24 protein-coding genes are annotated in these 25,090 nt (G+C 65.9%); 10 read left to right on the forward strand and 14 right to left on the reverse strand.

Annotated features, from left to right (window positions below; all coding sequences use genetic code 11):
* Nucleotides 1-29: 29 nt before the first annotated feature.
* Both IT41_RS00250 and IT41_RS00255 read left to right on the forward strand, forming a co-directional pair.
* On the forward strand, nt 30-1,403 hold the full coding sequence (locus tag IT41_RS00250; RefSeq protein WP_036737761.1) for an aminomethyltransferase family protein: 1,374 nt from the start codon (nt 30-32) through the stop codon (nt 1,401-1,403).
* A gap of 31 nt (nt 1,404-1,434) precedes the next feature.
* Nucleotides 1,435-2,424, forward strand: a complete 990-nt coding sequence (locus tag IT41_RS00255) for a TRAP transporter substrate-binding protein (protein WP_052081201.1) — start codon at nt 1,435-1,437, stop codon at nt 2,422-2,424.
* Nucleotides 2,425-2,747: 323 nt separating this feature from the next.
* Here the strand turns inward: IT41_RS00255 and IT41_RS00260 are convergent, their stop codons facing one another.
* The 7 genes from IT41_RS00260 to IT41_RS00290 form a co-directional block, all read right to left on the reverse strand.
* Entirely contained in the window at nt 2,748-3,236 is a 489-nt protein-coding gene (locus IT41_RS00260) for a TlpA family protein disulfide reductase (RefSeq protein ID WP_036737762.1), read from the reverse strand.
* Nucleotides 3,233-3,955 carry an ABC transporter ATP-binding protein gene (locus IT41_RS00265; protein ID WP_036737763.1) on the reverse strand — a complete coding sequence of 241 codons (723 nt, stop codon included), beginning with the start codon at nt 3,953-3,955 and terminating at the stop codon, nt 3,233-3,235. The genes IT41_RS00260 and IT41_RS00265 overlap by 4 nt, the downstream gene beginning before the upstream one ends.
* A 3-nt stretch (nt 3,956-3,958) precedes the next feature.
* Nucleotides 3,959-5,116, reverse strand: coding sequence for an ABC transporter permease (locus IT41_RS00270; RefSeq protein WP_052081202.1), 1,158 nt, complete (start codon nt 5,114-5,116; stop codon nt 3,959-3,961).
* Complete coding sequence (locus tag IT41_RS00275) at nt 5,106-6,410, reverse strand: ABC transporter permease (protein ID WP_036737765.1); 1,305 nt, start codon at nt 6,408-6,410, stop codon at nt 5,106-5,108. Before IT41_RS00275 ends, IT41_RS00270 begins: the two co-directional genes overlap by 11 nt.
* Nucleotides 6,410-7,846 carry a Fe-S-containing protein gene (locus tag IT41_RS00280; RefSeq protein WP_036737769.1) on the reverse strand — a complete coding sequence of 479 codons (1,437 nt, stop codon included), beginning with the start codon at nt 7,844-7,846 and terminating at the stop codon, nt 6,410-6,412. The genes IT41_RS00275 and IT41_RS00280 overlap by 1 nt, the downstream gene beginning before the upstream one ends.
* 33 nt (nt 7,847-7,879) lie before the next feature.
* On the reverse strand, nt 7,880-8,413 hold the full coding sequence (locus tag IT41_RS00285) for an iron transporter (protein WP_331435158.1): 534 nt from the start codon (nt 8,411-8,413) through the stop codon (nt 7,880-7,882).
* Between the two features lie 199 nt (nt 8,414-8,612).
* Nucleotides 8,613-10,571, reverse strand: coding sequence for an FTR1 family iron permease (locus tag IT41_RS00290; RefSeq protein WP_052081203.1), 1,959 nt, complete (start codon nt 10,569-10,571; stop codon nt 8,613-8,615).
* Between the two features lie 522 nt (nt 10,572-11,093).
* Between IT41_RS00290 and IT41_RS00295 the strand changes: the two genes are divergently transcribed.
* The 5 genes from IT41_RS00295 (at nt 11,094) to IT41_RS00315 (ending at nt 14,749) form a co-directional block, all read left to right on the forward strand.
* Nucleotides 11,094-11,480 carry a hypothetical protein gene (locus tag IT41_RS00295; protein ID WP_036737771.1) on the forward strand — a complete coding sequence of 129 codons (387 nt, stop codon included), beginning with the start codon at nt 11,094-11,096 and terminating at the stop codon, nt 11,478-11,480.
* Nucleotides 11,480-11,812: a hypothetical protein gene (locus tag IT41_RS00300; protein WP_036737774.1), complete on the forward strand. Its 333-nt coding sequence runs from the start codon at nt 11,480-11,482 to the stop codon at nt 11,810-11,812. The genes IT41_RS00295 and IT41_RS00300 overlap by 1 nt, the downstream gene beginning before the upstream one ends.
* Nucleotides 11,813-11,901: 89 nt before the next feature.
* The gene (locus tag IT41_RS00305) at nt 11,902-12,135 is read left to right on the forward strand and encodes a hypothetical protein (protein ID WP_052081204.1); all 234 of its coding nucleotides are present in this window, start codon (nt 11,902-11,904) and stop codon (nt 12,133-12,135) included.
* 9 nt (nt 12,136-12,144) lie between these two features.
* Nucleotides 12,145-14,313 carry a heavy metal translocating P-type ATPase gene (locus IT41_RS00310; RefSeq protein ID WP_052081205.1) on the forward strand — a complete coding sequence of 723 codons (2,169 nt, stop codon included), beginning with the start codon at nt 12,145-12,147 and terminating at the stop codon, nt 14,311-14,313.
* A 52-nt stretch (nt 14,314-14,365) separates the two neighbouring features.
* Nucleotides 14,366-14,749 (forward strand): HMA2 domain-containing protein, encoded by a 384-nt coding sequence (locus IT41_RS00315; RefSeq protein WP_036737775.1) that lies wholly within the window; start codon nt 14,366-14,368, stop codon nt 14,747-14,749.
* Between the two features lie 325 nt (nt 14,750-15,074).
* Here IT41_RS00315 and IT41_RS00320 read toward each other — a convergent pair whose 3' ends face one another.
* The 4 genes from IT41_RS00320 to dctP are packed head-to-tail and all read right to left on the reverse strand — an operon-like array spanning nt 15,075 to nt 18,736.
* Entirely contained in the window at nt 15,075-15,839 is a 765-nt protein-coding gene (locus IT41_RS00320) for an NAD(P)-binding domain-containing protein (RefSeq protein WP_036737776.1), read from the reverse strand.
* Nucleotides 15,840-15,856: 17 nt separating this feature from the next.
* On the reverse strand, nt 15,857-17,155 hold the full coding sequence (locus tag IT41_RS00325; RefSeq protein WP_036737778.1) for a TRAP transporter large permease: 1,299 nt from the start codon (nt 17,153-17,155) through the stop codon (nt 15,857-15,859).
* 4 nt (nt 17,156-17,159) lie between these two features.
* Nucleotides 17,160-17,669, reverse strand: coding sequence for a TRAP transporter small permease (locus IT41_RS00330; protein ID WP_036737780.1), 510 nt, complete (start codon nt 17,667-17,669; stop codon nt 17,160-17,162).
* A 35-nt stretch (nt 17,670-17,704) separates the two neighbouring features.
* Nucleotides 17,705-18,736, reverse strand: coding sequence for a TRAP transporter substrate-binding protein DctP (gene dctP / locus IT41_RS00335; protein ID WP_074948008.1), 1,032 nt, complete (start codon nt 18,734-18,736; stop codon nt 17,705-17,707).
* Nucleotides 18,737-19,022: 286 nt separating this feature from the next.
* Between dctP and IT41_RS00340 the strand changes: the two genes are divergently transcribed.
* From IT41_RS00340 to IT41_RS00350, 3 genes are read left to right on the forward strand one after another with little or no spacing between them, the layout of a single operon-like run.
* Entirely contained in the window at nt 19,023-19,928 is a 906-nt protein-coding gene (locus IT41_RS00340; RefSeq protein ID WP_036737782.1) for a dihydrodipicolinate synthase family protein, read from the forward strand.
* 45 nt (nt 19,929-19,973) lie between these two features.
* Nucleotides 19,974-21,320: an NAD(P)/FAD-dependent oxidoreductase gene (locus tag IT41_RS00345; protein WP_036737784.1), complete on the forward strand. Its 1,347-nt coding sequence runs from the start codon at nt 19,974-19,976 to the stop codon at nt 21,318-21,320.
* 31 nt (nt 21,321-21,351) lie between these two features.
* Nucleotides 21,352-22,287 carry a LysR substrate-binding domain-containing protein gene (locus tag IT41_RS00350; RefSeq protein ID WP_036737786.1) on the forward strand — a complete coding sequence of 312 codons (936 nt, stop codon included), beginning with the start codon at nt 21,352-21,354 and terminating at the stop codon, nt 22,285-22,287.
* A 34-nt stretch (nt 22,288-22,321) separates the two neighbouring features.
* Here the strand turns inward: IT41_RS00350 and IT41_RS00355 are convergent, their stop codons facing one another.
* From IT41_RS00355 to IT41_RS00365, 3 genes are all read right to left on the reverse strand, one after another.
* Nucleotides 22,322-22,678 (reverse strand): hypothetical protein, encoded by a 357-nt coding sequence (locus tag IT41_RS00355; RefSeq protein WP_036737788.1) that lies wholly within the window; start codon nt 22,676-22,678, stop codon nt 22,322-22,324.
* A gap of 289 nt (nt 22,679-22,967) precedes the next feature.
* The gene (locus tag IT41_RS00360) at nt 22,968-23,240 is read right to left on the reverse strand and encodes a hypothetical protein (protein ID WP_036737790.1); all 273 of its coding nucleotides are present in this window, start codon (nt 23,238-23,240) and stop codon (nt 22,968-22,970) included.
* A 353-nt stretch (nt 23,241-23,593) separates the two neighbouring features.
* Nucleotides 23,594-24,499 carry a mechanosensitive ion channel family protein gene (locus tag IT41_RS00365; protein WP_052081206.1) on the reverse strand — a complete coding sequence of 302 codons (906 nt, stop codon included), beginning with the start codon at nt 24,497-24,499 and terminating at the stop codon, nt 23,594-23,596.
* Nucleotides 24,500-25,090: the final 591 nt, after the last annotated feature.

The following is a 25,090-nucleotide window of genomic DNA, read 5'->3' on the forward strand; positions in this document are numbered from 1 at the left end:
TTGACGAAATCTGAATCAGGAGGAACCAGATGGCTCAGAACAATCTTGAAGATCGCATCCGCGACTATGGCAACGCGGCCCATATGCTGCAGAATTCGCAGGTCGGACCCTATGTCTTTCCGGTCGCGCCGCAATATACCAACTGGATTGAGGAGGTCCGGGCATGGCGCAACGGCGCGGTGCTGCTGAACCAGTCCTATCACATGACCGACCTTTATGTGCGCGGCCCCGATACGGTCAAGCTGCTCGAACGGGTCGGGGTGAACAGCTTCAAGGGCTTTGGCCGCAACAAGGCCAAGCAGCTGATCTGCTGCAACCATGACGGCTATGTCATCGGCGACGTGATCCTGCTGGGGCTGGAGGATGACGAGGTGCTGCTGATCGGGCGTCCGCCGGTCAGCCACTGGGTCGCCTATCAGGCCGAGATCTCGGGGCTGGATGTCACCACCGAGCTGGATGTCCGCAGCCTCGAAACCCCCGACAAGCCACGCAAGCTTTATCGGTTCGAGGTGCAGGGCCCGGATGCGCTGAAGATCCTCGAAGAGGTGAACGAAGGCGGCCCGCTGACCACCAAGTTCTTCAACATGGGCGAGATCACCGTCGCCGGCTGCAAGGCGCGGACCCTCAGCCACGGCATGGGCGGCGCGCAGGGGCTGGAGCTTTGGGGTCCCTATGAAGAGGGAGAAAAGGTCATGGCGCGGCTGCTGGAAGCGGGGCAGAAATACGGCATCCTGCGCGCCGGCGCGCGCGCCTATTCGACCGCCGCGATGGAGTCGGGCTGGATTCCCTCGCCGCTGCCCGCGATCTATTCGGGCGACAGGATGAAAGGCTACCGCGAATGGCTGCCCGCCAACGGGTTCGAGGCCACCGCGTCGGTCGGCGGCAGTTTTCAGCCCGACAATGTCGAGGACTATTACCTGACCCCCTGGGATCTGGACTATGGCCGGGTGATCCGCTTCGACCATGATTTCATCGGCCGCGAGGCGCTGGAAAAGATGGCGGACCGGCCGCATCGTGTGAAGGTGACGCTGGTCTGGGACAGGGAGGACGTGCTGAAGATCTTTGCCGGCATGATGGAGGAATTCCCCGCTCCGAAGCTGATGGAGCTGCCGGCCGGCCATTATGCAGCGCATCCCTATGACCAGGTGCTGCTGAACGGCGAGATGGTCGGCATCTCGACCTATCCGGTCTATTCCGCGAACGAACGGGCCTGGATTTCGCTGGCCATGGTCCGCGGCGATCTGGCGGAGCAGGGGACCAGGCTTTCCGTGCTCTGGGGCGAAAAGGACGGCGGCACCGACAAGCCGCATGTCGAGGAGCACCGCCAGATGGAGGTCGGGGCCGAGGTGCATCCCTGGCCGATCCACGAGGCGTCGCGCAAGCAGTATCGCGCGCAGACCTGAGACATCGCGAACGGGCGGAGGAGGACCCCCTATGAAACTGACAGATATCGCCGGGATATTTGGTCTTGGTGCCGCGGTCATGACGACCGCGGCAGGGGCCGAAGTGCTGAAGCTGGCCGATTTCCAGCCCTCGACGCATCCCTATATGGAAAACGTCTACAAACCCTTCAACGACGAGATCGCGGCCGCCACCGGCGGCGATCTGACGGTCCGGGTCTATAGCGGCGGCGAACTTGGCCCCGGCCCGGCCGAGCAATACAACCGCGCGGTCGATGGCGTCGCCGATATCGTGTTCGGCCTGCCGGGTTATACCGCCTCGACCTTTCCGCTGACGCTGGTCACCGAACTGCCCGGCATCATCGAACCCGAGACGGGCACCCAACGCATGCTGGACAATCTGGATGCGCTGTCCCAGGAATACCGGCGGGTCAAGCTGATCGGGCTCTGGTCGAACGCGCCGAACCTGCTGTTCATGGCCGACCGTCCGGTGAGGACGCTGGACGACCTCAGGGGCATGAAGATCCGGGTGCCCTCGCGCAATGCCGGGCTGGTGATCGAGGCCTGGGGCGCGTCGCCCGTCTCGATGCCGGCGCCAGATATCTACAACGCCATGCAGACCGGCGTTCTGGACGGGGCCTTCATCGACGGGACCACCACCTTTTCCTTTCGCCTGTCCGAGGTCACCAAATACATCACCACCGGCATGGACAGTTCGCTTTCCAGCTTTTTCCTGCTGATGAATCGCGACAGTTTCGGCGATCTGGACGAGGCGGAACAGGCGGCGGTGATCGAGGCGGGGCGCAATGCCTCGTTGCGGGCGAACCGCATCCAGCTTGAGGGCGCCGAGCGCGGGCTGGCCGAATTCGCCGCGACTGCGGGCAAGGAGGTGATCGAACTCTCGCCCGAAGAGGCGGATCGCTTCAACAAGGCGGCGGCGCCGGTGGTCCAGCGCATCCTGGACGAGGTGAATGCCACCGGGCGCGATGCCTCGGGCTATGTCGCGGCGTTGCGGGGGGAATAGCGCCCTCCCGCTCCGGCCGCCGATCTGTCGGTCGTGACGCGCCCGGATGACGGGTTATTTCAGCGCTGGCTCGGGGAATTCGGAACGGGTATCAGGCGCTTCTTGATTGGTTTTCCGCCTCGGTTACGCCGCTGCCGGTTCGGGCGGCGGCGTGTTTACGCAGGCCCGATCACCGGCGGGCGTCCGAAGCCCCTGCACGAGTTGCCCCGTGAGACGAGCCGTCATCGCCGGCATCCTTACACTCATGCGAAAGGATCACACCACCAAACCGCCGGATCAATCCCCTGGCAGCGTTTCCGCCGCGATACCCGGCCCGGGCCGGGTCACAAGAGCTGCGCCAGACGGGTCTCGAGCTGCGCGCGGGTCAGCGGGCCGTTGATGCGTTCGACAAGCCTGCCGTCGCGGTCGATCAGGAACGATGTCGGCACTGCCAGCACGCCGAACTGCACCGAGGCGAGCTTCAGCCGGTCCGCCAGCAGCGGATAGGACACCCCGGTACGGCGACGGGTGTTCTCGATCGTGTCGCCGTCCTGCCCCATATTGATCGCCAGCACCTCGAAGCCGCGGCTCCGCAGATCCTGGTAGACCTGTTCGATCTCGGGCATCTCCACCAGACAGGGGCCGCAGCCCGATTGCCAGAAATTGACGAACACCACCTTGCCCCGATAGGCGGCCAGATCGACCGGATTGCCGTCGCGATCCAGAACCGCCAGGTCGGGCACGGGCTGGCCGACCTCGATGGCGGCCTCGTCCTTGCAGGCGGCAAGCGCGAGAAGACCGATCAGCGCGATCAGATGCAGGATGCGGGTCATCGGATCACCTGCCTGTCCAGCCTGCCGTGCCGCAGATAGATCGTCCGCCCGGCCAGGGCGCCCATCTCTGGATTGTGGGTGACCAGCGCAATGGTCCGCCCCTCGCCGTGCAGCCGTTGCAGCAGTTCGACCACCACCTTCTCGTTCTCCTCGTCCAGATTGCCGGTGGGCTCGTCGGCCAGGATGATCGCCGGTTCGTTGACCAGCGCGCGGGCGATGCAGACCCGCTGCTTCTCGCCGCCGGACAGCTGCGAGGGCAGGTGATCGGCGCGGTCCGCCAGCCCGACATTGCCAAGATGTTCGCGCGCCTCGCCGGCATCGGCGACGGAATGATAGTGCTGCGCCAGCATGACGTTCTCCAGCGCGGTGAGATAGGGGATCAGGTGGAACTGCTGGAACACCAGGCCGATCTTTTCGCGCCGGATCATCGCGCGCTGCTGCTCGCTCATGCCCGAGACATCCACCCCGTCCAGCCGATAGACGCCCTCGGACGGGGTGTCGAGGCAGGACAGGATGTTGAGCAGCGTCGTCTTGCCCGATCCCGACGGTCCCATGATGGACACGAACTCGCCCTCGGCGATGTCGATATCGAGCCGGTCGAGGGCGCGCACCGCGCCGAAGATCATCGACAGCCCCTCGGTCCGTATCACGCTTTTGGCCCGGTCGCGGGCTGGACCCGGATCCGCGGGCCGTGGCTCGGTTTCGGCCGCTTCAAACATCAGTCACTCTCCCTTCAGGACCCGCGCCGGGACGATGCGCACGGCGCTGCGGATCGGAATGATCGCCGCGATCAGCGCCGCGGCGAGCGAGGCGAAAGCGGTCAGCGGAATCACCAGCGGGCGCAGGTTGACCCAGGCGCCGAACACGGTCTGCCCCAGGACCTGCGCCAGGGCGAAGCCAAGCGCCAGCCCCAGTGCCAGGCCGATGGCGCAGATCAGCGCGGTCTCGCTCAGGAACTGGGTCATGATCTCGCGGTCGTCCGCCCCCAGTGCCTTTTGCAAGCCGATCTCGGGGGTGCGCTCGACCACGATCGCCGACATGATCGCATTCACGCATAGCGTGGTGATCACCAGGATCACAAAGGCGACCAGCGCCATGAAACCCTCGATCTTGTCGAGAATCTGCCCGTCCGATTGCGAGATCTTGCGTATCGGCTTGGCGTCCGCCTCGGGATGCGCGCTGTTGATCGTCTCGGCCAGCCGGGCTGCCTCGTCGCCCTCGGCCACGACCGACAGCATGGCAAGGTCGATCCGCTCGGGCACCGCGAAAAGCCGCCGGGCGAGATCCATCGAGACGAACATCTGCTCGTCCTCGGGGCCGCCGGATTCGATGATGCCCTTGATGCGCAGCTCGGCCTTCTCGCCGGTTTCGGGGGCGTAGACCTCGATCGTAGCGCCCAGCTGCAGCTCCAGCTTTTCGGCCAGTTGCTTGCCGATCATCGCGTTGCGATCGTCAAAGGCCACCGAGATCCAGCCGCCTTCGACCCGCCAATAGGGATAGATGCGGCGCATCCCTTCGAAATCGACGCCGGCCAGCACCGCATTGCCGATCCCCAGGCTGACCACACCGTAAAGGAACGGGCTGGCGCCGGTCAGGCGGTCGGCGGGGATCTCGGCCAGGATCGCGTCATAGCGCGCGGCCGGGAAACGCCGGTCGGGGCTCGCCGGGTCGGCGCCGACGAAGAAATTCGCGCCGTAAGCCCGCAATTCCTGGCTCATCTTGATCGAGATGTCGAAATAGAGCGCGGCCAGCGCCGACACCACCGCCGCCCCGACCATGATCGAGGCGATGGCGACGGCGGCACGGGCCTTGCGCCGGCTTAACGCCTTGCGCAGCATCAGCCAGCGAAAGCCTGCGACAACACCGGACCTAACGGCCATAGAGCACCTCCACCGGCATCAGTTGCGAGATCGTGCGGGCCGGCAGGATCGCGCCGGCCAGCGCGGTGAGCACCGAGACGGCCACCACCACCGGCACCGCGATCCAGTGAAAGGCGAGGGTCGAGCCGAACACGGCCAGCCCGACCAACTGGCTGAGCAGGGTTCCGGCGACCACACCTGCCAGACCGCCGAGCAGCCCGATGATCGCCGCCTCGCCAAGAAACAGCAGGTTGATCTCCCAGCGTTCGGCGCCGAGCGCCTTCATCAGGCCGATCTCTCCGGCGCGTTCCATCACCGAAATGCTCATCAGCGAAGACACCCCCATCGCCGCCGAGACGAAGGCGGCGAGCGTCACCACCAGCATCAGAACCTGCAGCTTGGAGATCACCGCGCCCTCGCCTTCGGCCACCTGCCAGACCGGCCGGGCGGCGGAATTGACCACCGCCTCTTCGATCTGGAAGGCGATGGAGCTGACAAAGGCGGAACAATACCAGCTGTCATATTCCGCGGTGCTGAGCGAATCCATGTCGCGGATCGCCTTGCGTGACAATTCGTTCTCGGGGATGGTGAGCGCGCTGACCGAGACCGATTGCACCTTGCCCTCCAGCCCGGTCAGCGCCTGCACCGCCGCCAGCGGCGCGACAAAGGCGTCGTCCTCGGCCTCGCCGGTGCTGAGGATGCCGGTGACCCGATAGCTGGCGCTGCCGGTGCCGCCCTCGCTCTCGGCGGCGAGCGCGAGGGTGACGGTATCGCCGGGTTGCAGCCCCGCCGTCCCGGCCAGCGTGCGGCCGACAAGCAGCTCGTCCCCGGCCTCGTCATCCGGCCAGCTTCCATCGACCAGTTCCCAGAACGGATGCGTGACGGTGACGCCGGTGCGATAATCCTCGTCGCTGTCCAGTGGCACGTTCTTGTCGAAATAGGTGCCGATCAGCGCCGCGTCGCGTGTCTGGCCAGCGGCCCGCACCGGCGCCTCGAGCAGCGGCGCGTAGCCGACGATATTGTTGCTCCAGAAGATATCCTTGATATAGGGCAGTTCGGATTCGTCCAGATAGTCACGGCCTTTCAATGGGTTGTAATCGACCCCGCCGATCCGCAGCGCGATGCTTTCGCTTTTCGGCAGGACGCGGATATTGGAGCCATAGGCCTTCATCTCGGCCGACATCTTGTCGCCGACATCGACCGACAGGGTAAACAGCGTGGTGATCAGCGCCGCCGCGAGCGCCACCGTGAGCGCCGCGAGCATCTTGCGCCTGCGGCCCTCGGAAAAGCTCTGGCGGATCATCCGGCCGATCATCAGACCCGCTCCCCGGCGCGCTGCCGCAGCCGCGCCTCGGCGCTGCCGGCATAGGTTTCGGGGCTGGCCTTGAAGGTCTCGTAGCTTTCCGAGGTCTCGAAGAAATAGGTGCGCCCGTCGAATTCGTAGCGGTATTTGGCCTCGGTATTCAGCAGCGTGCCGCCGGTCACCGGATCGGTCACCTCGATCTCGACGATCTCCGAGAAATACATCGCCCCGTCCTCCAGCGCGGCGCGGGCGATGACGATCTCGCTGCCCTCGACCACATGGTCCATCGGTATGGGATTGCAGCCGCCGGCCTTGCCGATCGAAGGCACGAAGATGCGCACGTTGCAGGAAATGCAGATCACTTCGTTGCCGTCCTGGATATAGCCGGTATCGCCGCAGATCATGCAGGCATCGAACACCACGCCGATCCGCACATGATCCGCGTCATAAAGGTTGATCAGGAAGAACCGCACCCGGTGCCCGTCCGAGGTGATATAGGCGTAACGGTAAAGCCCGCCATCGGCGACGCTGTCGATCGCGATGCGGACCTCGCCATTGCTGTCGGGAACTGCCGGCGCGGCGGCTGACAGGCGTGGCGGCTGCGAGGCGTAGAGGTCATAATAAAGCAGCGACGCCACCAGCGCCACCGCAATGCCCAGCGTGGCGCGCATCCAGCGCGCCTCGGTCAGGGCGCGCGCGCGCACCTTGCGCCGTTCCGCCCGGTTTCCCGCCGCTTGCGGCACCGTCGCGCGCGTCCGCCGCCAGAAAGCGGCCGCCAGAACCGCCGGCAAGACCAGAAGCGCATAGGTAAGGTAATCATCATAGGCGCCGGCCTTGGCGACAATGCTGATGCGCGTGCTGCTGACCGCGAGCATGCCGGTTTGCAGCCCGGCCAGCATCAGATCGGCGCCCCAGGCCAGCGCCGGCAAGGCACTGGCGACCAGCAGCGCCGCGGCGCTCAGCCGTGGCACCGCCCGACCGATATGGGCCAACGCCAGCGCCAGCCCGCTCATGGCCACGGCGCCCGCCAGCACCGCGGCGGTATTCAGGATGATGTCGGTGTTGAGCACCGCCGTCGAGGTAAAGACCTGATCCTCGGTTCCGGCGCGAAAGGCATACATCCCCTGCATGGCAAGCAGCGCCGCCACCGCGATGCTGCCCGCAACGTAGAGGCCCGGTCGATGGCGCGCGAAACCGGCCAGTGCCAGCCCCGCCGCCAGGGCGGCCAGCGCCGCGATCTCGATCACCGAGCGGGTCGCGACGCCGACGCCGCCGGCCAGCGCCCAGCGATGCGCCGCCCAGCCCGCCGCCAGACCCAGCACCAGCGCCGGGCCGACAATGCGCCAGCCGCGCGCGCCCGGGCCGCCGGGGGCCAGGGCGAACAGCAATCCGGCGATCAGCACCGCGGGAAGAAAGGAGGCGATGATCTGTGCAAGATAGACGCTCATGATAAAGATCCTTTCCTTCCGCGGGCCGGCCGATCAGTTCAGCGGCACATATTCAAAGGCGAACTCCGCCTCGAAGGGCTGGAACCACTTGCCGACGCCCGACGCCTCGTCGGTATGGCGACCGAAACCCTGCCGCGACGGCGGGTCGACATTATAGACCAGCCGGTAATTCCCGGCGCCCGGCATCTTGATGTTTGAGCCGTAATGAGGGCCGTCGACGGCAACCATCGGCATCAGGTTGCCGGTCAGGACGCGGCCGGTATCCAGATTCTCCAGCCGGTAGGACACGGTCAGCGAGGGCACCCATTCCCCCACGCCAAAGCCGTTGGGATTGCCCTGCAGCGCGTGGATATCGGCCTCCAGATGGATGTCGGCCTCGGCCGCGGGCAGGTCGATGCCGCGCGGTTCCATGTCGATCGGGGCAAGATAGACCGCAGCCACTTCGAGCGTGTTCATCTCGACCGGCTCGCCGATCGGATATTCCTTGAATTCCGCCTGCGCGCCGGCTGCCATCGGCAGGCCCATGGCGGCGATCAGGCATGTGCTGCGCAAAAGCGTTCTGTTCATCTTCATCCTCTGTTCCGTTCGCTGCTGCCGTCCCGGGACGGCGGTTCCTCTGTCGGCGACCGGGCGGTTCCCGGTTGCGATTGCCTGGCCTGTCTGTCCCCTCCTTTCCCGCCGGGGCACGGCAGCCCCGGTCCTGCTTGCGGTTGGTTCGGCCTGGCTGGGCATCTGCCGATGCCTTGCTTGTCTTTGCCGGCCCGGATCAGGCCTTGCCCATTCCGGTATCCTCTTGCTCGGCCTTGGTGCCGGCCCGGCGCCGCAACACCACCAGGGCGAACAGAGCCGCCAGAACCAGCAGAAGTTGCGGGATCAGCGTCGCCAGATAGGGGTAGATGCCGAGCGCCGGGATCTCGGGCAGCCAGGCGATCAGCGTGGGCGTGATCACCTTGCCCTCGATCAGCTCCATCATGCCCTTGCCGGCAAAGACGAAGGCCATCAGGTAAAGAAGCAGGCCGGTGGCCATGAAGAACGGCCGGATGGGCAGCTTCAAGGCACCGCTGCGCATGATCGCATAGACCGCGATCAGCCCGACACTGCCGGCCGCGAAGCCGGCGATGATCGCCCAGATGCCGCTCATCGTCGCGGCATCCGCGACCAGCGCCTGATAGAACAGCACCGTCTCGGCGCCCTCGCGGTAGACGGCGAGAAAACTGGCGAACCACAGCGCCTTGAGCGAGCCCGAGCCAAGCGAGCGGTCGACCGTGCCCTTGATGTAGTCGACCCACTTGGCGGCCTCGGCCTTGGAGATCAGCCAGTAGCTCATCGAGAACAGCACCACCGCCGCCAGCAGCATGGTCGCGCCTTCCAGCACCTCCTGGCTGGCGGCCGAGGCACGGAACACCAGTTTCAGAAGCACCGCGGTCAGCGCGCTGAGCGCCAGCGCCACCATCACTGAATTGTAGATCACCGGCAGCTTGTCGCGATTCCCGGTCTTGACCAGATAGGTGATGATCGCGGTGACGATCAGGATCGCCTCGAAACCTTCGCGCAGGATGATGATCAGCGCATAGACGAACAGCGCCCAGGGCGTTTCCGTCCCGCCGCCCAGAAAGGTGACGGCGCTGTCGAAATCGGCCTGCATCGCGGCGCGCCCCGAGGCGAGATCACCGGGCGTGGCGCTGGCCCGCATCAGACCGACGATCCGGCTGAAATGCGCCTCGAGCGTGGTCTTCATCGCCGGGTCGCGCACCGCCAGCGCCTGTTCCATGCCGCTGAACTCGAAAACGTCGAAATAGCTGTTCTGGACATGGCTGATGGCTGCCCCGGGGTCGCCGCCTTGATAAGTCGCGATGGCGGCGTCGATCTCGGCCATCACGTCATCGCTCACCCCGCCCCAGTCCCTGATCGGCGCCTGCTGCTGGTCTGCCGTTTTCGCGGCCTCCATGCCGTCGAGCAGCGGCAGGCCGGGCAGCACGTCGTTCAGCTCGTCCACCAGAACCGTGCCCGAGGCCGCGATCATGCGCGCCGGCTTGCCGTCGCGGGCCAGCCCGATGATGCGGCTGAATTCCGCATTGAAGGCGGCGTCGGCCTTTTGGCTGCGAAAGCGCCGGACCGCGCTTTCCAGAAGCGAGTTCTTGTAGCCTTCGAACTGCGCCGCCAGCAGCATCTCGCGCGCCCGTTCGGAATCGCCCGCCTCATAGACCGTGGCGGCCTCGGCGATCATCTCGCCGATCTTCGCGACCACGGACTGCCAATGCGGCTCGACGGGCGCCGGCGCGGCGGGGGCGCCCGCGGCCGGGCTTTCGCCAGCGGCGGGCTCGGCGCGCAGGACCACGCCCTGTTCCAGCGCCGGCAGGGTCGCCCAGATGCCGGCAATCTGGGTGTCGATGCGCGCGGCGACCTGCGATACCGCGACGCCCTCGATGATCATCTTGCGGATCTCGGCGAACTCGGCCTCCAGCTCGAAGGCGCGCGCCGCCGAGACATTCACCCGGATCGGGCCTTCGAGATTCTCGAACAGTTCGAAATATCCGCTCTGCACCTTGTTCCTGGCGCTGTCGGCATCGCCGGCCGCATAATCCGCGCCGGCCTCGCGCAGCACCGACTCGACGCGGGTCATCAGGTCGCGATAATCGAGCTGCGCCTGCGCCCCGGACGGCGCGACCAGCGCTGCGAACAGGATCGCGGCGACCAGGCGGATGATGGGCAATCTCAGGAACATTCCAGTGGCCCCGACTTTTCATGCGAAAGATGCGGTGCGCCGGCAAGCTGCTGCCTTCCGTTATGCGCAGCGGCCAAACGGGCCCGCTGGCGGCGCTACCGACACCTTATCATTTCGGTCGGGAACCATAATATCCCCGACTGTTTTAGTATGTCTTTGATTTGGATCAAGCCCCGTCGACTGTTGCATGCCGAGAAGATAATAAAGCAATATCAATGGCTTGCATGTTTCTCGCGGCGGCAGGCCGCCCCGGAGCAGGTGAAATACTGCGCGTATCTCCGGCATCAGGCTGAAAAGCGCCGGTTGCGCGCCGGAACGGCGCTTGCACCCCGGTCGTTTCCCGCCTCCGGATCGCCCAAGCCATCAAAATCATGCAGTTTTGCCAAGCGGGCGGCCGCCTTGCGTTGCCGATACGCGGAATTGACAGGGATCAAAGATTTGTCCCCCCGTTTTGGTCACGCTTGACCACAATATCGATTCGCAGCCCCTGATCGAGTTTCGAACTGAGAAAGCGAGGTCCGAATGAGCACCCATGAAAATCGCAGCGCAGAAGGGGAAACCCGTTCGATGCCCGAGGGCTGGTACTACTATGGCGCCCAGCCGCCCTGGCAGGCGGCAGCTTCGGCGGGCACTAAGGCCGCCGACCTGAAGCAGGCCTTCGACAAACTGTCGCGGGGCGATGTCGATGCCGACACGCTGGGCAAGCTCTTGGCATTGGACGACAAGCATTTCTGGAAGGGCGCGCTGGTCGGGGCCGGCGTGGTGCTGGCGCTGACCAACCTGCCGATGCTGAAGGCGGTCATGGCCAATGCCATGGCCGGCGCGGGCGACGTGATGCGCAACGCAGCACCGCAGCAATCCGCGCCACCTGCCGGCGAAGACAAGCCCGGCACGGAGACAGGCGCGTGATGCAGGCGGTTTCCGGCACCGGCCCGGCCGCGCAACCGCTTCCCGGCGCGGACGCGCTGCTGCGCGCCGGGTTGAGCGGCGCCGCCATCGCCGGCACCTGGGCCGGCATCCACGAGAGCGGGCGGCTGCGCAATGGCGATATCGCCTCGGACGAGGCGGTGCAGGCCACGCTGAACAGCGCAATGATCGGGGCGGGCGCCGCGGTGGTGGCACAGGTCGTCGGCCATGCCGCTCGCGCCGTGCCGCTGCTGGCCCTGGCGGTTGCGGCGGGCGGCGTGCTGTATCTGGCCAACCGACGATGGGCCGAGGCCGCGGCTGACAGCGGCGGCTGACCTGCGCCAGTTCTGGCTCTGCCCGGCCGCCAAACCGGGTGCGGCATCGCTTGCGCACCCGCGATAAAGATCCCGTACAGGAGTTTACCATGACCAGCCCCTCTTTCCAGACGCTTCGCTCCGGGTCGATTCAGACCGATCAATTCCTGACCGGTGCGCTGGTCGGCGGCGTTGTCGCCTTCCTGCTGACCAATGAGACGGTCCAGCGCGCCGCGATCACCGGTGCCGCACATGCCTGGCTGTCGCTGCGCAGCGGAGTCGAGGAGGCCAAGGAGCGGTTTCGCGACGCCGAGGCCGAGATTCGCACCGCGCGCGCCAGATAGCGCGCCGCCATGGGGTTCGATCTCGCCACGGAAAGCCCTTCCACAGCGGATGACGTGACGCTGGCGCGGCAGGCGGTCGCCTTTCACATCGTGCATGAGATCCCCGGCCGGCTGCGTTTGCGGGTACCGGCGCTGGCCCTGCCGATGCTGGATGCCGAGCAGCTTGCCGGCAAGCTGCGGTCGGTGGCGGGGGTGCAAGCGGTGCGGATCAACACCGATGCCGCCTCGATCACGATCGGCCATGATGGCACCGAGGACACGCGCGCGCGCATCCTTGACCGGATCGGCAGAATGCGCCGCGCCGATCTGAAGATCCGCCATCACGACGACGAGGGCGAAACCTCGCCCGCCGCGCTGGTGCTGCGTCTGGCGACGCTCGCGGCGCTGCCGGTTCTGCCCGCCCGGCTGGGTCAGATGCTGGGGGCGGCGCTGATCGCGCCGCGTGTGCTGAAGGGCGTTCGGTCGCTTGTGACCGAGGGCGTGACGGTGGAACTGCTGGATGCGCTGGCGGTTTCGATAGGGGCGCTGCGCGGCGGGATCGGCACCGCGATGACCACCGACCTGATGATGGGCACCGGCGAATATCTCGAAGACAAGACCATGCAGCACTCTACCGCGCTGTTGCAGGACATGCTGATGCCGAACCCGGAAACCGCCTGGGTGGAACGCGCCGGCGGCCCGCAGGAGGTCCCCTTTGCCGAGGTCCTGATCGGCGATCTGGTGGTGGTCGGCACCGGCGAGCGGGTGCCGGTCGACGGGGTGGTGCGCAGCGGCCGGGCGCAGGTCAACGAGGCGTCGGTCACCGGCGAAAGCGTGCCCGTGGGCAAGGAGCCCGGCGACGCGATCATCGCCGGCAGCCTGATCGAGACGGGACATGTCAGGGTCGAGGCGCAGCAGGTCGGCGACGCCACCACCACCGCACAGATCGCGCGGCTGCTTCTCGACTCGCTCGGCGAGCGGTCGCAGACCGAGCGACTGGCCCAGAAACATGCCGACCGGCAGGTGTATATGACGCTTGGCCTCGGCGCTGCGACGCTGGCCTTGACCCGCGACCTGCGGCGGCTGAGCTCGGTCTTTCTGGTCGATTACGCCTGCCCGATCAAGCTGTCGGCGCCGGTGGCGGTGCGCGCGACCATGTCAGACGCGGTGGCGCGCGGCGTCCTGATCAAGGGCGGCCGCAGCATCGAGAAGCTGGCCGAGGCCGACACTTTCGTCTTCGACAAGACGGGCACCCTGACCCACGGGACGCTGACGGTGACCGACGTGGTGCCGCTCCTGCCCGACGAATGGCCGCAGGACCGGCTGCTGGCGCTTGCCGCCTCGGTCGAGGAGCATTCCAACCATCCCATCGCCCGGGCCATCGTGACCGAGAACCGCCAGCGCGGCGCGGCGCATCTCGATCATGACGACGTTACCTTCGAGATCGGCCACGGGCTGCGCGCTTCGGTCGGCGGCACCGAGGCGCTGATCGGCAGCCGCAACTTCCTTCAAAGGCTGGAAGGCGTGAATTTCGATCGCCATGATGCGGCAATCGAGCACCTGGCCGGCGAGGGCAAGATGCTTCTGTATATCGCGCTTGGCGGCAAGCCTGCCGGGCTTGTCGGATTGCGCGACGAACTGCGCCATGATGCCGCCGATACCGCCCGCCGCCTGCGTGGCTCGGGGGTGAAAACGCTGGTGATGCTGACCGGCGACCGCGCGGCACGGGCGCAGGCCTTCGGTCGCGATCTCGGCTTTGATCAGGTGCATGCGGAACTGCGCCCCGAGGACAAGCTGCGCATCCTGGACCGGCTTCAGGCAGCGGGGCACAGGGTCGCCTTTATCGGCGACGGCGTGAACGACGCCCCGGCGCTTGCCCGTGCCGATGTCGGCCTCAGCATGCCGTTGGGCGCCGATATCGCGCAGGCCGCGGCCGATGTGCTGCTGCTTGACGACCGGATCGGGGCGGTGGCCGATGCGCGGGATGTCAGCCGTCAGGCCATGCGCATCATCTCGTCCAACAGCACCATCGCCATCGGCTTCAACTCGGCGCTTTTCCTCGCGGCTTCGCTGGGGCTCTTGTCACCGGTGGCCGCCGCGCTGATGCATAACGGCTCGACCATCGCGCTGCTGGTCTCGGCGATTGCCCGCGCCGGCTTGCCCCCCGATCAGGCCCGGCGGCAGGCGACGATTTCTTGACTGTTTTTCTAGACATCTGATATCATGGGCCAGCCCCTATGGAGTCGCCCCCGTGGTCAGTTGCGTCCATCACATTCCCGGCCGCGCCCGGTTCAAGATCGCGCAAATCCGCAGCAACCCAGTCCTGATCGAGGCGATCGAGCGCGAGATCGGCGCGCTCGAAGGGGTCAACGCGGTCGTCATCAACCGCCACGCCGCCTCGATCGTCGTGCATTACTGCACCGAAAGGGGCGCAATCGACCTGATCCACGAGCAGATCTGCCGCCATTGCCCGAAGGCGGAGACCTGCGAGGCCCCGCCCGCCGCCGCGATGCGCGCCGCGCGCGCGCGCCCCGAGGCCATCAATGCGCTGAGCGAAGCCGCCGGCAAGGCCGTGGTCGCCACGTTCATCACACGCACGCTGGAGCTTGGCCTGTCGGGCTTTGCCCGGACCTGAGCCGTTTTCCTGGCGGGGCATGGCCAGGTCAATCGCCTTCCCGAATGAGGTCAGCCCACCCGCCCGGATATCCCCCATCGCCCTGTCCATCTATCCCTACCTGCCGAGAGCAACGGTCGAGAAGACATCGGCGAATGCGTATAAATGCCGTTGCGGCTGCCGGCTCCGACGGACGCGGGCACCGGACGGAGACATCGTAATTCGGGACCTTGGCAGCACACACGCATTCTACCGCTGCCATCGGGCGTGGTTGCGTGCTTTACGCTCCCGGCACTTCATTGATCGAGGGGGGGCGCGCTCGCCGCCGGTGCGGCATGGTCTGGTGCTACGCGGGTAGGCCAAGCCCCGGTCGCAGACCATCCAGCCCGTCTTTCAGCGCCTCATGCGTCCCCGCATCCTTCAGCGCCTTGCTGAGCGTCTGGTTCAGCCCGCCCTCGGTGCCCAGCCCGGCGCGCAGTTCGGACAAGCCGGGCGCGTCCTTGCCGGTCAGCAGCTCGCAATAGCCGCCGATCAGCCCGGCCAGATAGCTTGCCGCGCCGGCATGGTCGCCGGTGAACCCCGCCAGCCAGCCGGCGGCGACATCGATCTGGTCGAGCAGCGGCAGCAGCACCCCCGTCGCCGCGAAATGCGCCGCGATGTCCTGTTCCGAGCGGCAGGGATGGATCTGCGCATGGGGGCCGAAGATCTCGCGCAGCCGGGCGTTGTCGGGAAATGCCGCCAGCGGCGTGCCGCCCAGCGGCATCGGCGGCAGCGGGATCGCGACGCAGATATCCGTGGCCGGCGCGCAAAGCCCGGCCAGTTCCGCGACCGACATCCGCGCCATGACCGAGATCACCGTCTGATCGGGGCGGAAGCTCAGGCCGGACAGCACCTCGCGCGCGCGATCCGCAAGCAGGCACAGCACGACGATATCGCTGTTGTCCAGCACCGCCTGATTGTCCGCCCGTTGCAGCCCCGGATGGGCCTGTGCCAGCGCGGCCGAGACCGCCTCGCTGCGCTGCGACACGGTGATCTTGTGCCCGTCCGCGGCAATGGTCCTGACCATCACCGATGCGATCTCTCCGGTGCCCAGAAATCCGATACGTGCCATGGTCCCTCCTGTCGGTGCTAGTCCATGTAGCCCAGCAAGCGCGGCAGATACAGCGCCAGCGGCGAATAATAGGTGGTCAGCAGCATCACCGGCAGCGCCGCGAAGCCCATGAAATAGAAGGCCGGCTTCATGACGCGCGACATGCTGGTCTCGCCCACGCGGCAGGCCATGAACAGGATCGGCGCCATTGGCGGGCTGTTCGCGCCGATCACCACGCTGGTGCCGATGATGGCGGCGAAATGGATCGGATCGACGCCGATCTCGGCCATGACCGGGACCATCAGCGGACTGACGATGGCGATGACGCTGACATCGTCCATGATCATCCCCAGCAGGATCAGGAAGACGTTGACCATCAGCAGGATCACCACCGGGCTTTCGAAACTGCCCAGCAGGAAATCGGTCAGCTGCTGCGGCACGCGCTCGATGGTGAAGATGCGGCTGGCGACGAAGGAAAAGACCAGGATGATCATGATCACGCCGGTCGTCGCCGCCGCCTGCACCACGGCGTCGAAGATCATCCGCGGGTTCAGCTCGCGATAGACGAAAAGGCCAACCGGGATCGCATAGACGACCGAGACCGCCGCCGCCTCGGTGGGCGTGAAGAAGCCGCCATAGATGCCGCCCAGGATGATTACTGGCAGGACCAGCGCCGGGATCGCCCGCCAGCCGGTCGAGCCGATCTCCGACACCCGTTCGCCCCAGGGCATCTTTTCGTCATTGCCGCCCAGGTGGCGGGTCACATGCAGGCGGTTCAGGATCGACAGCAGGATCATCAGCACGATTCCCGGCCCGATGGTCGCGAGGAAACAGGCCGCCACCGACTGCCGCGTCACCACCGCGTAAAGGATCATGGTGATCGAGGGCGGGATCAGCAGCCCCAGCAAGGACGAGACGCCCAGCAGCGCGCTGGTATAGCCGCGGCCATAGCCGTGCCGCTCCATCGGGCCGATCATGATCGAGCCGATCGAGGCCACGGCGGCCGATGCCGTCCCCGAGATCGCGCCGAAGATGCCGCAGGACACCACCATCGAGGTGCCCATGCCGGTCTTGGACCGCCCGACCAGTGCCTCGACGAAATCGACCAGCCGCTTGGCGATGCCGCCGGTCTGCATCAGATAGCCGGTCATCACGAACAGGGGCAGCGCCAGCAGGATGACCGAATTCACCGTCCAGTAGCCGGTGATCATCGGCATCGACCAGCTGACATCATAGACCATGAGCAGGATCACCACCATCGCGGCGAAGGAAAAGACCACCGGCACGCCCAGCAGCATGAAGACGATCAGGGCGAGAATTGCGAAAAGGGATTCCATGGGCTTATTCCTTTGCCTCATCGGCGTCCCGCGCGGGCGTCCCGCCCTGCAGCAGCACGACCAGATCGCGGATCAGATAGGCGGTCAGCAGGATCGCGGCGACCAGCACGCTCGCCTGCGAGACCCAGAAGGGAATGGCGAAGACCGGCGTCCTCTGCCCGCGCGACAGGCTGAAACTGAGGAAATCCGTGGCCCAATAGCAAAAGGCCAGCGACGCGAAGATCGAGACGGTCGTGGCGATCACCGCCGCGCCGCGCCGGATTGCCGGGTTTTCGGTCATCACATCGACGAAATCGGCCCGCAGATGCGACCCCTCGCGCGAGGCCAGCACCGCGCCCAGCATGTAGAACCACATGATCGCCAGCAGCATGATCTCTTCCAGCCCGAAGACCGGGGCGCCAAGCGCGCTGCGCGCGACGATCCCGACGACCAGCAGGAATGCCACGCCCAGGCCGATCACGACCACAACGGGGCGGATGACGCGGTCGATCGCCGCGTCGATTTTCTTCAGCATGTCCAGTCTTTCCCTCCCTTGTCCCGGCCGGCGGCTCAGCCGCCCGCGGCGCCGGCCTTGCCCGGCACCGCCGCGTTGGCGCGCACCACATCCATGATCTCGCGGCCCAGACTTTCCTCGATCAGCGGCCAGACCTCGGCCCGGACGCGTTCGACCCAGGCCAGCTGTTCGGCATCGCTGGGCACGACATATTCCATGCCGCCGTCCTGCGCCGCCTTGATCCAGCGCTCATCCTCGGCGCGGGCCTCGGCGAATTGCTTGTCGATGACCTGACGCGCGGCCGAAAGCACGATCTCGCGGTCGGCCTCGTCCATGTCGTCCCAGGTCCTGTCGCTCATCAGCAGCGAATAGGACGAGAAGTTGTGTGAGGACTGCACGAAGTAATCCAGCACATCGCCGAAATACTCGAAATCCCAATAGATGACGTTCGAGGAATCGCCGTCCACCACCCCGGTCTGCAGCGAGGTATAGACCTCGGCCCAGTCGATGGGCACGGCCTGGAAGCCCATGGCATTGACCGTCTGCGGCAGCGGAAAGACCGGCTGCGAGCGGACCTTGATCCCCTGCGCATCGTCGTAATTCGTCGCATAGCGGTTCTGCGTGGCGATGCCGCCGAAGCCCTCGGGAAAGGGGCCGATATATTTCAGCCCGATATCCTCGTAGATCGGGGCCATCAGCTCCTGCACCCAGCCGTCGGGCGAAAAGGCCGCGATGGCGTCGTCCCAGCCCAGCACCAGATAGGGGATGTAGTTCACGCCCACCCGCTCGTCATAGGATGTCTGCGGCCAGGTGATCATCATGTGAATATTGCCGCGCACCAGCTGGTCGAACAGCTCCTGCTGGCCGCCCAGCTCGCCCTGATAGAAGACCTCGACCTGGATGCGGCCGGCGGATCGTTCCTCGATCAGCGATTCCCACAGCCGCATGGCCTTGCCCAGCGGCGAGGCATGATCGCCCGCCTCGCTGGTCAGGATCAGCTTGTAGGGCCGGTCGCTGGCCTGAGCCGCAAACGGCATCGCCGTGGCGGACAACAGCGCAAGCGCGCCGAAAACGCGACATCTGGACATTCTTCCCCCCCTGCTTGCCTGCCGTGACCGGGGTCGCGGCGACATGGCGCAATCTTTCAAACAGAGGCCTTGCCCGGCAAACGAGAATATCCACCGGCAGCGCATAAGCAGATACTTATGCCACCCCGCGACCTTCCCAGAGGCAAAGGCGCTGCCCTGCGGGCGTGCCATAGTTCTGCTAATGCCAAGCTTCTGAACATTCTACTTTGCCTGCGCAGGCCCTGTCGCATTACCACCGCTCCATGCGACGCCCACAGAGGGAGGAGGCCCCGACATGACCCGCAGAATGACGCTTGAAGGTATCTATACGCCGCTGATCACGCCGTTCCAGGCGGATGGCGCATTCGATCTGGACGCGCTGGCCGAACTGATCGAGCGGCTGATCGGCGCCGGTGTGCACGGGCTGATCTCGGGCGGCTCGACCGGCGAGAACTATGCCGAAACCGTCGAGGAGCGGCTGGAACTGGCCCGCTTTGTCACCGAACGCGCCAAGGGCCGCGTTCCGGTCATCGTCGGCACCGGCGCCATGCGCACGCCCGATTCCATCGCCCTGGCCAAGGGCGCGCGCGACATGGGCGCGGATGCGCTGCTTCTGGGCACGCCCCCCTATTCCGTCCCGACCGAGGCCGAGAACGCGCTGAACGCGCTGACCATCGACCGCGCGGCGGATCTGCCGATCATCCTTTACAACTATCCCGGCCGGATGGGCGTGGCCATGGGCCGCGAATTTCTGGATCGGGTCAGCGAATCGGAAAACGTCATCGGCATCAAGGAAAGCTCGGGCGATATCAACCGCGTCCATCTGCTGGCGCGCGACTACCCGCATATCCAGATGTCCTGCGGCATGGACGATCAGGCGCTGGAATTCTTTGCCTGGGGCGCGCGCAGCTGGATCTGCGCCGGCTCGAACTTCCTGCCCGAGGAACATATCGCGCTTTACCGCGCCTGCGCCGTCGATGGCGATTTCGCCCGCGGCCGGCGCATCATGTCGGCGATGCTGCCGCTGATGGCCGTGCTGGAACAGGGCGGCAAGTTCATCCAATGCGTCAAGCACGGGGTCGAATTCTCGGGGCTGCGCGCCGGCCCGATGCGGCCGCCGCTGCAGGGTCTGGACGCGGATGAAAAGCGCGATCTGGAACAGGTCATCACCACGCTCAGGGCCGATATCGCGGCGATCCTTGGGGAAAAGTGACATGGGCGGGATGCCTGGCATCGCTGACGGAGGTTCGGGCGCAAGATGACCATTCACCGGGCAAACCGCATTCCGGTCTTTAACGGTCCGGCGGGCTGGGGGGTGATCCTGCCCCCCGTACCGCCCCGGGCAAGGCTGCAGGGCGATGCCGGCTGCGACATCGCCATTCTGGGCGGCGGCTTCGCCGGTCTGTCCGCGGCGCGCCGCCTGCATCAGATCGACCCGGCGCTGGATATCGCGATCCTCGATGCCGCGCGCATTTCCGAAGGCGGCACCGGGCGCAATTCCGGCTTCATGATCGACCTGCCGCATGAGCTGACATCCTCGGATTATGCCGGCGCGGGCGACGATCTGGACCGCAGGCTGACGCGGCTGAACCGGCTGGCCATCGACTTCGCGGCCGGGGCCGTCGCGGATTACGCGATTCCCGCGGGCTATTTCCAGCGCTCGGGCAAGATCAACGGCGCGGCATCCCGCTCGGGCATGGCCGCGAACCAAAGCTATGCCGCGCATCTGGCCCGGCTTGGCGAAGCGCATGAGATGCTGGATGCGCAGCACATGCGCGAGGTGACCGGGTCAGGCTATTATCACGGCGGCCTGTTCACGCCCGGCACGGCGATGCTGCAGCCGGCGGGCTATGTGCAGGGCTTCGCGGCCGGACTGGAACGCGGCGGCGTGCGCATCTACGAGAATTCGCCCGTGCGGACGCTGGAAAGCAATGCGCAGGGCTGGCGTCTGGCGACGGATCACGGCTCCATTCAGGCGCAGCGGGTCATTCTGGCCAATAACGGCCATCTGGAAAGCTTTGGCTTCAAGCGCGGCCGGCTGATGCATATCATGCTGAACGCCTGCATGACCGAGGAGCTGCCGCCCGATTCCATCCGCGCCCTTGGCGGCGACGAATGCTGGGGCCTGACGCCTTCGGATCCGATGGGCTGCACGGTCCGCCGCATCGGGCCCGCGCAGGGCGGCCACCGCATCGTCATCCGCCAGGGTGGCTATTACCGCCCGAACATGCAGACCAGCGCGGCCGATCTGGCCCGCGCCAGCCGCGCCATGCGGCGCAAGTTCGAGGCCCGCTTTCCGATGCTGAAGGACCTGCCCTTCGCGCATAGCTGGTCCGGGCATCTGTGCCTGTCGAAGAATGCCGTCTCGGTCATGCGCCAGCTCGAGCCGGGCCTTTACGCCGCCTGCGTGCAGAACGGCCTCGGCACGGCGCGGGGCACCCTGACCGGGATCGGCGCGGCCGAACTGGCCTGCGGGCAAGGCAGCGAGATCACCGATTTCTTCACCGCCGAGGCGGAGCCCTCGCGCCTGCCGCCGCATCCCTTCGACACGATCGGCGCGAATGCCTATCTGCGCTGGAAAGAATGGCAATCGCGACTAGAATGACCGGAAACCGGTTCCGGAACGATCTGATCGCATGCCACCCATCAAGCGCCGCTACCTGCCCTCGCTCGGTTCCTTCGCGACCTTCGAAGTGGCCGCGAAACATCTCAGCTTCACGCTGGCCGCGAAAGAGCTGAACGTGACCCAGGGCGCCGTCAGCCAGCAGATCCGCCTGCTGGAGCGCGCGCTGGAGACCGAGCTGTTCATCCGCAAGCATAATGCGCTGGAACTGACCCCCGAAGGCGGGCGCCTGCAGGCGGCGATCACCGAGGGGCTGGACACGATCAGCGCGGCCGTCGCGGCGCTGACGGGGGACGAGGGGCCGCAGACGGTGACCGTCTCGGCCACCGACGGCATGGCGGCCTTCTGGCTGAAGCCGCTGATCGACAGCTTTCGCGCCGAACATCCCGGGACCGGCTTCGTGGTCTTTGCCTCGGACAATGACGACGCGATCCGCAACTATGCCGAGGTGGACATCGCCTTTCTGTGCGGCAACGAGCGCTGCGAGATCGGCGAGGAGCTGCATTTCCTGTTCCCCGAGACCGCGCAGCCCGTCTGCTCGCCCGGCTTTCTGGCCGAGCACGGCCCCTTCGAGTCGCCCGCCGCGCTGAACCGGGTCAACCTTCTGCACCTGCATGACCGGCATTGGAGCGCGGATGCGATCGGCTGGCAGCCCTTGGGCTGGCCCGAATGGTTCCGGGCGCAGGGCGCGGAATGGTCGAAATCGCCATCGAGCCTGTCGACGAACAAGGTCGGCCTTCTGATCGAGGCCGCGCTGGCCGGCGAGGGCATGATGCTGGGCTGGCAGCACATGGTGGCGCCGGCGATCGCGCAGGAAAAGCTGGTCTATGCCCACCCGGCGTCAGTCACGGCGGGCCGGGGAAATTTTCTGAATTGCAGGCAGAAATCCATGAAACGCCCGCCGGTCGCGGCCTTCGTCGCGCATGTGCTGGCCTCGCTGAAGAAATAGGGCCTTACAAAGGCGTTACTGGTATGAAATTCCACTAAGTCTTGCTAGCTACGACATCGCCGAAGATCAGTGGAGAATGAGAAATGTCAACGTTCTGGTCAAGGCGGCTGCGCAGGCGTAGTTCGGAATAGGACAGCTCGGCCGCGCGGTAGCGCGAATTATCCCAGTCGGTGATCCAGCAGGACCCGCCGCCAGAGGCAGGCAGCGCGGCGGCGCATGCGGCAGTCATGGCCGCATGATTCGTGCCGCCTTCGTCGAATTCGCGCACCGGTTCGACTTCGACACCCGGTCCCGTGATGGCAGCAAGAGGCGGCACGGTGGAGGCCATCATCACGCGGGCCGCAATCACCGCTTCGCCCGGAATCAGGCCATGGCGGTCGCGGCTATTCAATGGGGCTCATGCCAGCTTCCTGCGCCTGTTGGGGCAAGATGATGGCTATATGACCAGGCCCGGGTTGCGGAGGTCCGCTGGCGTGAAGACCTTTGATCGCCTCTTGTCAAAGCGCAAGTATCCTGTCGGATGCGGGCTGGGCGCCAATCTCGTCAAAGGCTGCCGACTGCGGCTTGAAATCGCTGCCTATTTAGGTCCGCTGCCTGCGAAACCGGTTCGTCCCTCGGCCAGCATGCCTTGATGCAACACAAGGCCGGTGCTGGCCCCGAAGCCGTAAGAAACAGCGGTGTCATTTACCCGTTATCCAGCAATCTGACCAACCGTCCACACTCAGGGCGCCGTCCTCGGTGATGAAGAATTCGGATTCCCAAACCGGCGCATCCATGTCCTTGCCAAAAATCCCGCTATTCTGCAGCGAAAGAAAACCGTGTTCGACCTCATCATCCAACGGTGCTCTGGCGGGAAGGGCGAAATTCTGCGTCTCGCCATCGGCCTGGGAAGTGGCCCGGATCAGCACTGCCAGATCGCTGCGGGTCAGGGGCGGGGCAAGGGTGAAAGCCATGGCCCCCTCAGCGATATCAGCGCCTGGATGCGCATCGCGCCCACTCGCAGGCAAAGATCGACGACCTGCTGCCCTGGAACTTCAGATCATCAAGCTGAACGCGCGTGGGGCGCAGCCGCCGCTTGCCGATCTGTAATTACCCAGTGAAGTCTGCTCAGTTAAGCTGCCAATCTGAATGCCCCTGTCGGGGCCTGCATTGCAAGGGCCTGATTGCCTGCCGCCCGCTACGGATCGCGCGGCCCTGCGCATAGGCCGGCTGGAGGGCGTCGAAGGCCTGGTTCATGGCAGGTTTCCTGCAAAAGATGGGAAGGGCATGGCCGCGTCTCCGGCCGGGCGACCACCGAGCCGCGCGATCAGGTCAGCGGCTGCGGTGCTTCGACAAGTCCCGGAAAGGGCGGCGCGGCCAGCGCGACGCCATGCGCGCGCAGCGCCGCGTCAATGAGGCTGAAGACCTCGTTGCGGCAGGCGATCTCGTGGTCGTGCTGCGGCACCCAGTATTTCACCTGGAAGGTGATCCCCTGCGGGCCGAAACGGGCCACCAGAACCTCGGGGTTCTTACCCTGCACGATGGTCCTGGCCTCTTCCAGCGCCTTGCCGATCAGGGCGCGGGCCTCGGCCACCGGCATGGTCACGGGCAGCGTCAGCTCCACATGGTTGCGGTAGTTCTGCCGGGGCGCACTGTAATTGGTGATCCGCTGGCGCGAGATCTGGCTGTTGGGCAGGATGACATAGGTGCTGTCGCGGGTGACCAGCCGGGTCGTGCGCCAACCGATCTCCTGCACCCGGCCCGAGGCCAGCGCGTCGATATTGACCCAGTCGCCGATGCGAAAGGGCGCCTCAAGGCTCAGGGCCAGACCCGAAAACGTATCGGCCACCACGTTGCGGATGGCAAAGCCCAGCACCGCCAGCACCAGCCCCGATCCGGTCAGGATCCCCGAAAGATCCTGCCGGAAGAACAGCGAAAGGCTGATCAGTACCGCCAGAGCGTAAAGCCCCACCCGCAGCAGATCGAGCCCCACCCGCGGCACCGGCCGCCGACCCTTGTGCGGCCGGGTCAGCCGCGCAGCGGTCAGGGCATGGGTCAGATGGGCGCCAAGCAGCAGCGCCAGCGTGACGGTCGCGTTCCGGACCAGCGGCCACCAGGCGGCGGCGTCGGGCAGATGTGCGACAAGCGGGGCGCCGAACAGCGCAAGCATGATCAGGGCGGACAGCATGACGCCCTGCCGGGGGCGCGGCATCGGCGCGTCAGCTTTCGTCATCGGGTCGCCTCCTGATCCGGGGGCCGGGCCGTTGCGGCGGCCGGGCCAAATGCGCGGCCGAAGCAAAGGATGTCAGGCAAAGGGGACAACGCCAGGCGGCGGCGCGGGGCACAGCCTCGCCGCAACCGGGGCATACGGAGGGAATAAGGGCGCGATACATGGCGGGAACCTCGGGGCGCAAGAAGGGATGGAACAGACGATCTCCCCCGGCCCCGCCGCGCGCCTTGGAAGCGCGACCTATCGGGACCGGGGAGGAACATGCGCCTGTTCGCTGCGCATGATTCTGAAACTGATGCCGGGACGGCGCATTGGCATATCTCTGACGGGAAACGCGGACCTTTTGGCCCGCATATCTTATATGGGACCGTTATGTTTCCTTTCAATGGCTTGGCGGCAGAAGTGCCGTGTCCGCGGAAATCTCGCGGTGTCCGGGGCAGCCTTGTGCGATAGGCGATCGAAAAGATGCGGCTCGGGCGCAGGGCGTGTTCGGCCTCCGCCCGGCCGGATCGCCAGTCGGAACGGCGCCGGCGGCCTCGATCCGGGCCGCCGCCAGATGTATCATGAAACGAAATCAGGGCGTTCCGGCAGGTT

The organism is Paracoccus halophilus (assembly GCF_000763905.1).
In the GTDB taxonomy this organism is placed as follows: Bacteria; Pseudomonadota; Alphaproteobacteria; order Rhodobacterales; family Rhodobacteraceae; genus Paracoccus; species Paracoccus halophilus.

Bases quoted from the DNA above. Each gene is read 5' to 3' on its own strand.
- IT41_RS00250 (WP_036737761.1), top strand. From the start codon at position 30: ATGGCTCAGAACAATCTTGAAGATCGCATCCGCGACTATGGCAACGCG.
- IT41_RS00255 (WP_052081201.1), top strand. From the start codon at position 1,435: ATGAAACTGACAGATATCGCCGGGATATTTGGTCTTGGTGCCGCGGTC.
- IT41_RS00260 (WP_036737762.1), bottom strand. From the start codon at position 3,236: ATGACCCGCATCCTGCATCTGATCGCGCTGATCGGTCTTCTCGCGCTT.
- IT41_RS00265 (WP_036737763.1), bottom strand. From the start codon at position 3,955: ATGTTTGAAGCGGCCGAAACCGAGCCACGGCCCGCGGATCCGGGTCCA.
- IT41_RS00270 (WP_052081202.1), bottom strand. From the start codon at position 5,116: ATGGCCGTTAGGTCCGGTGTTGTCGCAGGCTTTCGCTGGCTGATGCTG.
- IT41_RS00275 (WP_036737765.1), bottom strand. From the start codon at position 6,410: ATGATCGGCCGGATGATCCGCCAGAGCTTTTCCGAGGGCCGCAGGCGC.
- IT41_RS00280 (WP_036737769.1), bottom strand. From the start codon at position 7,846: ATGAGCGTCTATCTTGCACAGATCATCGCCTCCTTTCTTCCCGCGGTG.
- IT41_RS00285 (WP_331435158.1), bottom strand. From the start codon at position 8,413: ATGAACAGAACGCTTTTGCGCAGCACATGCCTGATCGCCGCCATGGGC.
- IT41_RS00290 (WP_052081203.1), bottom strand. From the start codon at position 10,571: ATGTTCCTGAGATTGCCCATCATCCGCCTGGTCGCCGCGATCCTGTTC.
- IT41_RS00295 (WP_036737771.1), top strand. From the start codon at position 11,094: ATGAGCACCCATGAAAATCGCAGCGCAGAAGGGGAAACCCGTTCGATG.
- IT41_RS00300 (WP_036737774.1), top strand. From the start codon at position 11,480: ATGCAGGCGGTTTCCGGCACCGGCCCGGCCGCGCAACCGCTTCCCGGC.
- IT41_RS00305 (WP_052081204.1), top strand. From the start codon at position 11,902: ATGACCAGCCCCTCTTTCCAGACGCTTCGCTCCGGGTCGATTCAGACC.
- IT41_RS00310 (WP_052081205.1), top strand. From the start codon at position 12,145: ATGGGGTTCGATCTCGCCACGGAAAGCCCTTCCACAGCGGATGACGTG.
- IT41_RS00320 (WP_036737776.1), bottom strand. From the start codon at position 15,839: ATGGCACGTATCGGATTTCTGGGCACCGGAGAGATCGCATCGGTGATG.
- IT41_RS00325 (WP_036737778.1), bottom strand. From the start codon at position 17,155: ATGGAATCCCTTTTCGCAATTCTCGCCCTGATCGTCTTCATGCTGCTG.
- IT41_RS00330 (WP_036737780.1), bottom strand. From the start codon at position 17,669: ATGCTGAAGAAAATCGACGCGGCGATCGACCGCGTCATCCGCCCCGTT.
- dctP (WP_074948008.1), bottom strand. From the start codon at position 18,736: ATGTCCAGATGTCGCGTTTTCGGCGCGCTTGCGCTGTTGTCCGCCACG.
- IT41_RS00340 (WP_036737782.1), top strand. From the start codon at position 19,023: ATGACGCTTGAAGGTATCTATACGCCGCTGATCACGCCGTTCCAGGCG.
- IT41_RS00345 (WP_036737784.1), top strand. From the start codon at position 19,974: ATGACCATTCACCGGGCAAACCGCATTCCGGTCTTTAACGGTCCGGCG.
- IT41_RS00350 (WP_036737786.1), top strand. From the start codon at position 21,352: ATGCCACCCATCAAGCGCCGCTACCTGCCCTCGCTCGGTTCCTTCGCG.
- IT41_RS00360 (WP_036737790.1), bottom strand. From the start codon at position 23,240: ATGGCTTTCACCCTTGCCCCGCCCCTGACCCGCAGCGATCTGGCAGTG.
- IT41_RS00365 (WP_052081206.1), bottom strand. From the start codon at position 24,499: ATGACGAAAGCTGACGCGCCGATGCCGCGCCCCCGGCAGGGCGTCATG.